Source organism: Pseudomonas sp. FFUP_PS_473 (assembly GCF_002858665.1).
In the GTDB taxonomy this organism is placed as follows: Bacteria; Pseudomonadota; Gammaproteobacteria; order Pseudomonadales; family Pseudomonadaceae; genus Aquipseudomonas; species Aquipseudomonas defluvii.
Map to the genome: position 1 here is coordinate 18514 of NZ_PJQQ01000050.1, position 11525 is coordinate 30038.

The 11525-nt window shown below is 60.8% G+C and carries 7 protein-coding genes; all 7 read left to right on the forward strand.

Annotated elements, in window-relative coordinates; genetic code table 11:
* The first annotated feature begins 9 nt into the window (after positions 1–9).
* The 7 genes from mtnA to rpsA all read left to right on the forward strand — a co-directional run bounded on the left by mtnA (position 10) and on the right by rpsA (position 11052).
* Positions 10–1086, forward strand: coding sequence for an S-methyl-5-thioribose-1-phosphate isomerase (gene mtnA / locus CYD26_RS23030; protein ID WP_102053760.1), 1077 nt, complete (start codon positions 10–12; stop codon positions 1084–1086).
* A gap of 269 nt (positions 1087–1355) precedes the next feature.
* Positions 1356–4013, forward strand: a complete 2658-nt coding sequence (gene gyrA, locus CYD26_RS23035; protein ID WP_102053761.1) for a DNA gyrase subunit A — start codon at positions 1356–1358, stop codon at positions 4011–4013.
* A 93-nt stretch (positions 4014–4106) separates the two neighbouring features.
* A complete protein-coding gene (gene serC / locus CYD26_RS23040) occupies positions 4107–5192 on the forward strand; it encodes a 3-phosphoserine/phosphohydroxythreonine transaminase (protein ID WP_102053764.1) in 1086 nt (361 codons plus the stop codon).
* Positions 5192–6286, forward strand: coding sequence for a prephenate dehydratase (gene pheA / locus CYD26_RS23045; protein WP_065760853.1), 1095 nt, complete (start codon positions 5192–5194; stop codon positions 6284–6286). Before serC ends, pheA begins: the two co-directional genes overlap by 1 nt.
* Before the next feature lie 73 nt (positions 6287–6359).
* Entirely contained in the window at positions 6360–8567 is a 2208-nt protein-coding gene (locus CYD26_RS23050; protein WP_256588063.1) for a bifunctional prephenate dehydrogenase/3-phosphoshikimate 1-carboxyvinyltransferase, read from the forward strand.
* On the forward strand, positions 8564–9253 hold the full coding sequence (cmk, locus tag CYD26_RS23055) for a (d)CMP kinase (protein ID WP_102053763.1): 690 nt from the start codon (positions 8564–8566) through the stop codon (positions 9251–9253). The genes CYD26_RS23050 and cmk overlap by 4 nt, the downstream gene beginning before the upstream one ends.
* 122 nt (positions 9254–9375) lie before the next feature.
* Positions 9376–11052 (forward strand): 30S ribosomal protein S1, encoded by a 1677-nt coding sequence (gene rpsA / locus CYD26_RS23060; RefSeq protein WP_065760855.1) that lies wholly within the window; start codon positions 9376–9378, stop codon positions 11050–11052.
* Positions 11053–11525: the final 473 nt, after the last annotated feature.

Genomic DNA, 11525 nt, shown 5'->3' on the forward strand with positions numbered 1-11525 from the left:
GGGTGAGGCATGCGCGATCGACTGTTGGCTGCAGAGAAGGTAAAGGCCATCGATTGGCGAGACGGTGCCTTGTACCTGCTCGACCAGCGCATCCTGCCAGCGGAGGAAACCTGGCTGGCGTATACCGATGCGCGCGGCGTGGCCGAGGCAATTCGTTCCATGGTGGTGCGTGGCGCACCTGCAATTGGCATCAGCGCTGCCTATGGCATCGTTTTGGCAGTGCGTCAGCGCCTGGCCGCCGGTGGCGACTGGAAAGCGGCGCTGGAAGAAGATTTCACTGTTCTGGCCGAGTCGCGGCCAACCGCAGTCAACCTGTTTTGGGCGCTGAACCGCATGCGCGAGCGCCTGGAACGCCTGAAGAGCACCGATGACCCGCTCGCGCTCATGGAGGCTGAGGCCATCGCGATTCACGAAAGTGACCGCGAGGCCAACCTGACCATGGCTCAGCTGGGTGTCGAGCTGATCCGCAAGCATCAAGGCAGCGAGCAGGCGGTACTCACCCACTGCAACACGGGTGCGCTGGCAACGGGTGGTTTTGGTACTGCGCTGGGGGTGATTCGCGGTGCCTGGCTGGAGGGCATGATCGAGCGCGTCTACGCCGATGAAACCCGGCCCTGGTTGCAAGGCTCGCGGCTGACCGCCTGGGAACTGGCCAACGAAGGCATTCCGGTGACCCTGAATGCCGATTCGGCGGCGGCTCACCTCATGAAGACCAAGGGTATTACCTGGGTCATCGTCGGGGCAGACCGCATCACTGCCAATGGCGACGTGGCGAACAAGATCGGTACCTACCAACTGGCGGTCAACGCCATGCACCATGGTGTGCGTTTCATGGTGGTGGCGCCGAGCTCGACCATCGACATGAGCCTGGCCAGTGGCGATGACATCCCGATCGAAGAGCGTGCCGGCAGTGAGTTGCTGGAAGTCGGCGGGCAGCGCGTCGGTGCCGATGTCGATGCCTTCAACCCGGTATTCGACGTGACCCCGGCGGACCTTATCGACGCCATCGTCACCGAGAAAGGCATCGTCGAGCGCCCGGATACCGCGAAAATGGCCCAATTGATGTGCCGCAAGCGCCTGCATTGACTGAGTGGCCCTTGGCGGCCTTTATCGTCGCGGGTGCTAGGGTGCCTGCACCGGCGACGCTTTGCCGTACTCCCAAGCTCTCGGCGACTGTGGTAACATCCGACGGTTTCCAAGACCGCTCAATTTGGCTGTCTTTACTGCGCAGATCCATGGCTTAACTCGTTGATTTGTCGTAAGTCGTTGCAGGGCAGCAGCTTTGCGGCGGCGAGCTTCGTTCGTCCGATCATGGATGTGGCGGAGTTTCACCAGAAAAAGGAATCAGGCTTCTCATGGGCGAACTGGCCAAAGAAATCCTCCCGGTCAATATCGAAGACGAACTGAGACAGTCCTACCTCGACTACGCGATGAGCGTCATTGTCGGGCGAGCACTGCCCGATGCGCGTGATGGCTTGAAGCCCGTGCATCGTCGTGTTCTGTTTGCGATGAGCGAGCTGGGTAACGACTGGAACAAACCGTACAAGAAATCTGCCCGTGTGGTCGGTGACGTGATCGGTAAGTATCACCCTCACGGTGACACGGCGGTCTACGACACCATCGTACGTATGGCTCAGCCTTTCTCCCTGCGCTACCTGCTGGTCGACGGCCAGGGTAACTTCGGTTCGGTCGACGGCGACAACGCAGCCGCGATGCGTTACACCGAAGTGCGCATGACCAAGCTGGCCCACGAGCTGCTGGCCGACCTGCACAAGGAAACCGTCGACTGGGTGCCCAACTACGACGGCACCGAGCAGATCCCGGCGGTCATGCCGACCCGTATCCCGAACCTGCTGGTCAACGGTTCCAGCGGTATCGCCGTGGGCATGGCAACCAACATTCCGCCGCACAACCTGGGTGAAGTCATCGACGGTTGCCTGGCGCTGATCGATAACGCGGACATCACGGTCGATGAACTGATGCAGTTCATCCCGGGTCCGGACTTCCCGACCGCGGCCATCATCAACGGCCGTGCCGGCATCATCGAGGCCTACCGCACGGGCCGTGGCCGCATCTACATGCGCGCCCGCTCCACCGTCGAAGACATCGACAAGGTCGGTGGTCGTCAGCAGATCGTGGTTACCGAGCTGCCGTATCAGCTGAACAAGGCGCGGTTGATCGAAAAGATCGCCGAGCTGGTCAAGGAAAAGAAACTCGAAGGTATCACCGAGCTGCGTGACGAGTCCGACAAGGACGGTATGCGCATCGTGATCGAGCTGCGTCGTGGCGAGGTGCCTGAGGTCATCCTCAACAACCTCTATGCCCAGACCCAGCTGCAAAGCGTGTTCGGCATCAACGTTGTCGCGCTGATCGACGGCCAGCCAAAGGTTCTGAACCTCAAGGACCTGCTCGAGGCGTTCGTCCGTCACCGCCGTGAAGTGGTTACCCGTCGTACCGTGTTCGAGCTGCGCAAGGCGCGTGAGCGTGGCCATATCCTTGAAGGCCAGGCGGTTGCCCTGTCCAACATCGACCCGGTCATCGCCTTGATCAAGGCATCGCCAACCCCGTCCGAGGCCAAGGAAGCGCTGATCAGCACCCCTTGGGAGTCCAGTGCCGTGCAGGTCATGGTCGAGCGCGCTGGCGCCGATTCCTGCCGTCCGGAAACCCTCGACGAGCAATATGGCCTGCGCGACGGCAAGTACTTCCTGTCGCCTGAACAGGCTCAGGCGATCCTTGACCTGCGTCTGCACCGCCTGACAGGCCTGGAGCACGAGAAGCTGCTGGCCGAGTACCAGGAGATTCTCAACCAGATCGGCGAGCTGATCCGCATCCTCAACAGCGCCGAGCGCCTGATGGAAGTGATCCGCGAAGAGCTGGAACTGATCCGTGCCGAATACGGCGACGTGCGCCGCACCGAAATTCTCGACGCGCGCCTCGACCTGACCCTGGGTGACATGATTCCGGAAGAAGACCGGGTTGTGACCATCTCCCATGGCGGCTACGCCAAGACCCAGCCGCTGGCGGCCTACCAGGCCCAGCGTCGCGGCGGCAAAGGCAAGTCGGCGACCGGCGTCAAGGACGAGGACTACATCTCGCACTTGCTGGTTGCCAACAGCCACACCACGCTGCTGCTGTTCTCCAGCAAGGGCAAGGTGTACTGGCTGAAAACCTACGAAATCCCTGAGGCCTCGCGTGCCGCCCGCGGTCGTCCGCTGGTCAACCTGCTGCCGCTGGATGAGGGTGAGCACATCACCACCATGCTGCCGGTCGAGGAATACACCGAAGGCCACTTCATCTTCATGGCGACCGCCAACGGTACCGTGAAGAAGACCCCGCTGGAGCAGTTCAGCCGTCAGCGCAGCGTTGGCCTGATCGCGCTGGAGCTGGACGAGGGCGATATCCTGATTTCCGCTGCCATTACCGATGGCGAGCGTGAGGTCATGCTGTTCTCCGACGCGGGCAAGGTGACACGCTTCAAAGAGTCCGACGTACGTGCCATGGGCCGTACCGCGCGCGGTGTGCGCGGCATGCGTCTGGGCGAAGGTCAGAAACTGATCTCGATGATCATTCCGGAGGAGGGCAGCCAGATCCTCACCGCGTCCGAGCGTGGCTACGGCAAGCGTACGGCGATCACCGAGTTCCCAGAGTACAAGCGCGGTGGCCAAGGTGTAATCGCCATGGTCAGCAACGAGCGTAACGGCCGCTTGGTCGGTGCAGTTCAGGTGCAGGACGGTGAGGAAATCATGCTGATTTCCGACCAGGGCACCTTGGTACGCACCCGCGTCAGCGAAGTGTCCAGCCTGGGTCGTAATACCCAGGGCGTAACCTTGATCAAACTGGCGAGCGACGAGACCCTGGTGGGCCTTGAGCGCGTGCAGGAGCCTTCCGAAGAGGAGGGTGACGAGGAAGGTTTCGAAGGTGAAGCCGACACCGCCGTCGATGCAGATGCAGATGCAGACGTTGATACCGACGTTGATGCTGACGCGGACGCAGACGAAGCGCCGCAGGAATAGTGTAAACGCGGATTTTATGTGGGAGGGCCTGCGGGGCTGGCAATCGGCCTCGCAGCGAATCCCGCAGACATCAAGAGCAGAGCGAGAGTGGATGTGAGCAAACGAGCCTTTAACTTCTGCGCAGGCCCTGCTGCGCTTCCTGATGCTGTGCTGCAGCGTGCCCAGGCCGAGATGCTGGACTGGCACGGCAAAGGCCTGTCGGTCATGGAAATGAGCCACCGTAGCGACGACTACGTGGCCATCGCCGAGAAAGCCGAGCAGGATCTGCGTGATCTGCTCTCTGTTCCCTCCAACTACAAGGTCCTGTTCCTGCAGGGCGGTGCCAGTCAGCAATTCGCTGAAATTCCACTGAACCTGCTGCCCGAGGGTGGCACTGCGGACTACGTGGAAACCGGCATCTGGTCGAAGAAGGCGATTGAAGAAGCGCGCCGCTTCGGTCACGTCAATGTTGCCGCCAGCGCCAAGCCATACGATTACCTGGCCATTCCTGGGCAGAACGAGTGGAACCTGACCAAGGACGCCGCCTACCTGCACTACGCCTCCAACGAAACCATCGGCGGCCTGCAGTTCGACTGGGTTCCGCAAACCGGTGACGTGCCGCTGGTGGTCGACATGTCTTCGGACATCCTTTCGCGCCCGATCGACGTCTCGCAGTTCGGCATGATCTATGCCGGTGCGCAGAAAAACATCGGCCCGAGCGGTCTGGTGGTGGTCATCGTTCGTGAAGACCTGCTGGGCCATGCCCGCAGCAGCTGCCCGACCATGCTCGACTACAAGGTCGCAGCCGACAACGGCTCGATGTACAACACCCCGGCGACCTACTCCTGGTACCTCTCCGGGCTGGTCTTCGAATGGCTCAAGGAGCAGGGCGGCGTCGAGGCCATGGAGCGTCGTAACCGGGCGAAGAAAGACCGCCTGTACGGCTTCATTGACAGCAGCGCGTTCTACACCAACCCGATTGCGCACAATGCCCGTTCGTGGATGAACGTGCCGTTCCGCCTGGCGGACGAGCGTTTGGACAAAGCCTTCCTGGCCGGTGCTGATGCCCGTGGCCTGCTCAACCTCAAGGGCCATCGCTCGGTAGGCGGCATGCGTGCGTCGATCTACAACGCACTGGGCCTTGAAGCGATCGAGGCACTGGTGGCCTACATGGCTGAATTCGAGAAGGAACACGCCTGATGTCCGAACAGGAGCTCAAGGCGCTGCGCGTGCGCATTGACAGCCTCGACGAGAAAATCCTCGAGCTGATCAGCGACCGCGCGCGTTGCGCCCAGGAAGTTGCACGGGTCAAGATGGCGTCCCTGAGCGAAGGCGAAACCCCGGTGTTCTATCGTCCCGAGCGTGAAGCACAAGTGCTCAAGCGGGTCATGGAACGCAACCCGGGGCCGCTGGGCAACGAGGAAATGGCGCGCTTGTTCCGCGAAATCATGTCCTCCTGCCTGGCCCTGGAGCAGCCGCTGAAAGTGGCTTACCTCGGCCCAGAGGGCACCTTCACCCAGGCGGCGGCCCTGAAGCACTTTGGCCATGCCGTGATCAGCAAGCCAATGGCGGCAATCGACGAGGTGTTCCGCGAGGTTGCAGCCGGTGCCGTGAACTTCGGTGTCGTGCCGGTGGAAAACTCCACCGAGGGTGCGGTCAACCACACCCTGGACAGCTTCCTCGAACACGACATGGTGATCTGTGGTGAAGTCGAGCTGCGTATTCACCACCACCTGCTGGTGGGCGAGAACACCAAGACCGACAGCATCAGCCGTATCTACTCCCATGCCCAGTCGCTGGCCCAGTGCCGCAAGTGGCTGGATGCGCACTACCCGAACGTCGAGCGCGTTGCTGTATCGAGCAACGCCGAGGCGGCCAAGCGGGTCAAGGGCGAATGGAACTCCGCGGCAATTGCCGGTGACATGGCGGCTGGGCTCTATGGCCTGACCCGTCTGGCGGAAAAAATCGAAGACCGCCCGGACAACTCCACGCGCTTCTTGATGATCGGTAACCAGGAAGTCCCGCCGACGGGCGACGACAAGACCTCGATCATCGTCTCGATGAGCAACAAGCCGGGTGCGCTGCATGAACTGCTGGTACCGTTCCACGAGAACGGTATCGACCTGACCCGCATCGAAACCCGTCCGTCGCGCAGCGGCAAATGGACCTATGTCTTCTTCATCGACTTCGTCGGGCACCACCGCGATCCGCTGATCAAGGCCGTGCTGGAGAAGATCAGCCAGGAGGCGGTGGCCCTGAAAGTACTGGGTTCCTATCCGAAAGCCGTACTCTGAGGTTTAGCCATGCGTGATGTTCTGAACAGGGTGCCGGTTTGTGGTTGACGTGACAGTAGAAAAGGCTGAGCCCATTATTACGCGCCTGGTCGTTGTCGGCCTGGGCCTGATCGGTGGGTCCTTTGCCAAGGGCCTGCGCGAAAGCGGCCTGTGCCGTGAAGTGGTCGGGGTCGATCTCGACCCGCAGTCGCGCAAGCTGGCGGTTGAGCTGGGTGTAGTCGATCGCTGCGAAGACGACCTGGCCAAGGCCTGTGTCGGTGCCGATGTCATTCAATTGGCCGTACCGATTCTGGCCATGGAAAAGCTCCTGGCCAAACTCGCGCAGCTCGAACTGGGGCAGGCGGTACTGACCGATGTCGGTAGCGCCAAGGGCAATGTCGTGCGCGCAGCGCGCGAGGCCTTTGGCTCACGCCTGCCGAACTTCGTGCCAGGGCATCCGATTGCCGGCTCCGAGCAAAGCGGCGTCGAAGCCTCCAATGCCGAGCTGTTTCGTCGACACAAAGTCATTCTGACCCCACTTGCCGAGACCGATCCCGCCGCCTTGGCGCTGGTTGATCGCCTCTGGCGTGCGCTGGGTGCCGACGTCGAGCACATTCAGGTCGAGCGCCACGACGAGGTGCTCGCGGCAACCAGTCATCTGCCGCACCTGTTGGCCTTTGGTCTGGTCGACTCGTTGGCAAAACGCAACGAAAACCTGGATATCTTCCGTTACGCTGCGGGTGGCTTTCGCGATTTCACGAGAATCGCCGGAAGCGACCCGGTCATGTGGCACGACATTTTCCTCGCCAACCGCGAAGCTGTTCTGCGCACACTGGATACATTTCGCAGCGACCTCGACGCCTTGCGCGATGCGGTCGATGCAGGGGACGGGCACCAGCTGCTGGGTGTGTTCACCCGCGCTCGGGTAGCTCGCGAGCATTTCAGTAAAATCCTGGCCCGCCGGGCCTATGTGGACGCTATGAACTCCAACGATCTGATTTTCCTGGCAAATCCTGGTGGTCGCCTGTCCGGCCGTATTCGCGTACCAGGCGACAAATCGATTTCCCACCGCTCGATCATGCTCGGCTCGCTGGCCGAAGGCACCACCGAGGTGGAAGGTTTCCTTGAGGGCGAAGATGCGCTGGCTACCCTGCAGGCCTTCCGTGACATGGGTGTGGTGATCGAGGGCCCGCATCACGGCCGCGTGACCATCCATGGCGTTGGCCTCAATGGCCTGAAGCCGCCACCTGGGCCGATCTACCTGGGTAACTCCGGTACTTCGATGCGCCTGCTGTCCGGCCTGCTGGCCGCGCAAAGCTTCGATACCGTACTGACCGGCGATGCCTCGCTGTCCAAGCGTCCGATGAACCGTGTGGCCAACCCGCTGCGCGAAATGGGTGCGGTCATTGAGACCGCTGCTGAAGGTCGTCCGCCGATGACCATCCGTGGTGGTCACACGCTCAAGGCGCTGAACTACACCCTGCCAATGGCCAGTGCCCAGGTGAAATCCTGCCTGCTGCTGGCGGGCCTGTATGCCGAAGGCAAAACCACCGTTACCGAGCCTGCACCGACCCGCGACCATACCGAGCGCATGCTGCGTGGCTTCGGCTACCCGGTCACGGTTGAAGGGGCGACCGCATCGCTGGAGTCCGGCCACAAGCTCACTGCCACGTCGATCGAAGTGCCTGCCGACATCTCCTCGGCGGCGTTCTTCCTGGTGGCAGCGTCGATTGCCGAAGGCTCCGAGTTGCTGCTTGAACACGTTGGCATCAACCCGACCCGCACCGGTGTCATCGACATCCTGCGTTTGATGGGCGGCGACATCACCCTGGAAAACCAGCGCGAAGTCGGCGGCGAGCCTGTGGCAGACCTGCGCGTGCGTGGCGCCAAGCTAAAGGGCATCGAAATTCCTGAGGCGCTGGTACCGCTGGCCATTGACGAATTCCCGGTATTGTTCGTGGCGGCTGCCTGTGCCGAAGGCCGCACTGTACTGCGTGGCGCCGAAGAGTTGCGGGTCAAGGAATCCGATCGCATCCAGGTCATGGCTGATGGCCTGCTGACCCTGGGCGTGAAATGTGAGCCGACCCCGGATGGCATCATCATCGATGGCGGCCCTATCGGCGGTGGCGAAGTTCATGGGCACGGTGACCACCGTATCGCCATGGCCTTCAGTGTTGCCTCGCTGCGTGCAAATGCGCCGATTCGCATCCATGATTGTGCCAACGTCGCCACGTCGTTCCCGAACTTCCTGGCGCTGTGTGCCGAAGTCGGCATCCGTGTTGCTGAAGAGGGCAAGTCGTGAACCAGCAAGCACCAGTCATCGCCATCGACGGGCCTAGCGGATCCGGCAAGGGCACCGTCGCCGGGCTGCTCTCCAAGCGCCTGGGCTGGAACCTGCTCGACTCGGGCGCGCTGTACCGTTTGCTGGCCTATGCGGCTGGCAACCACGGTGTCGACCTGACCAACGAAGAGCTGCTCAAGGCGCTGGCCGCTCATCTGGATGTGCAATTCATCGCTGCCAGCGATGGCCAGCCGCAGCGTATTATTCTGGAAGGCGACGACGTCAGCGATGTCATTCGCAACGAAACCGTGGGGGCGAATGCCTCCAAGGTGGCCTCGCTGCCGGCCGTACGGGATGCATTGTTGCAGCGCCAGCGTGCATTTCAGGAATCGCCGGGCCTGGTCGCTGATGGTCGTGACATGGGCACCGTGGTGTTTCCCGATGCCCCGCTGAAGATTTTCCTGACGGCCAGTGCCGAGGAGCGTGCGCGTCGACGCTACTTGCAGTTGAAGGCCAAGGGTGATGATGTTAGTCTGTCGAGTCTGCTAGATGAGATACGTGCGCGCGATGAGCGCGACACCCAGCGCGCAGTGGCCCCGCTCAAGCCGGCGCCCGACGCAATTCAGCTGGATTCCACGGAATTGTCCATCGAGCAGGTGTTGGAACGCATCATGAGTGAAGTCGCACTGCGCGACATCGCCGGGTGATCAGGGAGGTTTGCAGGTCCACCAGTCAACGTCCTGCAGGCTGCCCTTACTATGAACGAAACCCACATTGTCTGGAGTGTGGTTGCTGGGCGTCTGTTTCGCCCTAATCTACAGGAATTAAAATGAGCGAAAGCTTTGCAGAACTTTTTGAAGAAAGCCTGAAAACCCTCAACCTTCAACCAGGTGCGATCATCACCGGTATCGTTGTTGATATCGACGGTGACTGGGTTACTGTCCACGCCGGTCTGAAATCCGAGGGCGTCATCCCGCTCGAGCAGTTCTACAACGAAGCTGGCGAGCTGACCATCAAGGTCGGTGACGAAGTTCACGTTGCGCTGGACGCGGTCGAAGACGGCTTTGGCGAAACCAAACTGTCCCGTGAAAAAGCCAAGCGCGCCGAGTGCTGGATTGTTCTGGAAGCAGCTTTCGCCGCCGAAGAAGTGGTCAAGGGCGTTATCAACGGTAAAGTCAAAGGCGGCTTCACTGTTGACGTCAACGGCATCCGCGCCTTCCTGCCAGGTTCCCTGGTTGATGTCCGCCCAGTGCGCGACACCACCCACCTGGAAGGCAAAGAGCTGGAATTCAAGGTCATCAAGCTGGACCAGAAGCGCAACAACGTTGTCGTTTCCCGTCGCAGCGTCCTGGAAGCCGAAAACAGCGCCGAGCGCGAAGCTCTGCTGGAATCGCTGCAGGAAGGCCAACAAGTCAAAGGTATCGTCAAGAACCTCACCGACTACGGTGCATTCGTTGATCTGGGCGGCGTCGATGGCCTGCTGCACATCACCGACATGGCTTGGAAGCGTATCAAGCACCCATCGGAAATCGTCAACGTTGGCGACGAGATCGATGTCAAGGTTCTGAAGTACGATCGCGAGCGTAACCGCGTATCCCTGGGCCTGAAGCAACTGGGCGAAGACCCATGGGTTGCTATCAAGGCACGTTACCCAGAGAGCACCCGCGTCATGGCGCGCGTCACCAACCTGACCGACTACGGCTGCTTCGCAGAGCTGGAAGAAGGCGTGGAAGGCCTGGTACACGTTTCCGAAATGGACTGGACCAACAAGAACATCCACCCATCGAAAGTCGTTCAAGTTGGCGACGAAGTGGAAGTTATGGTTCTGGACATCGACGAAGAGCGTCGTCGTATCTCCCTGGGCATCAAACAGTGCAAGTCCAACCCATGGGAAGACTTCTCTGGCCAGTTCAACAAGGGCGACAAGATCTCCGGCACCATCAAGTCGATCACCGATTTCGGTATCTTCATTGGTCTGGACGGCGGCATCGACGGTCTGGTTCACCTGTCGGACATCTCCTGGAACGAAGTCGGCGAAGAAGCCGTACGTCGCTTCAAGAAGGGCGACGAGCTGGAAACCGTCATTCTGTCGGTTGACCCAGAGCGCGAGCGCATCTCCCTGGGCATCAAGCAGCTGGAAGACGATCCGTTCTCCAACTACGTTGCTGTCAACGACAAGGGCGCTATCGTCAAAGGTATCGTGAAAGAAGTTGACGCCAAGGGCGCTGTAGTTACCCTGGCTGACGACATCGAAGCTACTCTGAAAGCCTCCGAAATCAGCCGTGACCGCGTTGAAGACGCGCGTAACGTCCTGAAAGAAGGCGAAGAGATCGAAGCTAAGATCATCAGCGTCGACCGTAAGAGCCGCGTAATCAACCTGTCCATCAAGTCGAAAGACGATGCAGAAGAGCGCGAAGCGATCCAGAGCCTGAAAACCGCTCCAGAAGTCACTGGTGACACCACCATGGCTGCCCTGCTGCGCGAGGCAATGGCCAAGCAGAACTAAGTTCTGACTGGTTAAGAAAAAGGGCGACTTTGGTCGCCCTTTTTTGTGCCCGCAAAAAAGCACCCCTGAGCAGGTTCTTGTGGGAGCGGGCTTGCCCGCGATGGCATCGGCGCGGTGCCAGTAAGTTCGCGGCGCCTGCATCGCGGGCAAGCCCGGCTCCCACACGCTGCATTTTCTGTTGGAGCGGGCTTGCCCGCGATGGCGTCGGTGCGGTGCCAGTAAGTTCGCGGCGTCTGCATCGCAGTTCAGCCCGGCTCTTATAGCTTGCACGGCCTTTGTAGGAGCGGGCTTGCCCGCGATGGCGTCGGCGTGGTGCCAGTGAATTCGTGGCACCTGCATCGCGGGCAAGCCCGGCTCCTACAGCTTGCACGGCCTTTGTTGGACGAGGCGGGGTGCCAGTAAGTTCGCGGCGTCTGCATTGCAGTTCAGCCCGGCTCTTATAGCTTGCACGGCCTTTGTAGGAGCGGGCTTGC

Excerpts from the sequence above, each read along its gene's own strand:
- rpsA (WP_065760855.1), top strand. The coding sequence starts at position 9,376 with ATGAGCGAAAGCTTTGCAGAACTTTTTGAAGAAAGCCTGAAAACCCTC.
- gyrA (WP_102053761.1), top strand. The coding sequence starts at position 1,356 with ATGGGCGAACTGGCCAAAGAAATCCTCCCGGTCAATATCGAAGACGAA.
- mtnA (WP_102053760.1), top strand. The coding sequence starts at position 10 with ATGCGCGATCGACTGTTGGCTGCAGAGAAGGTAAAGGCCATCGATTGG.
- pheA (WP_065760853.1), top strand. The coding sequence starts at position 5,192 with ATGTCCGAACAGGAGCTCAAGGCGCTGCGCGTGCGCATTGACAGCCTC.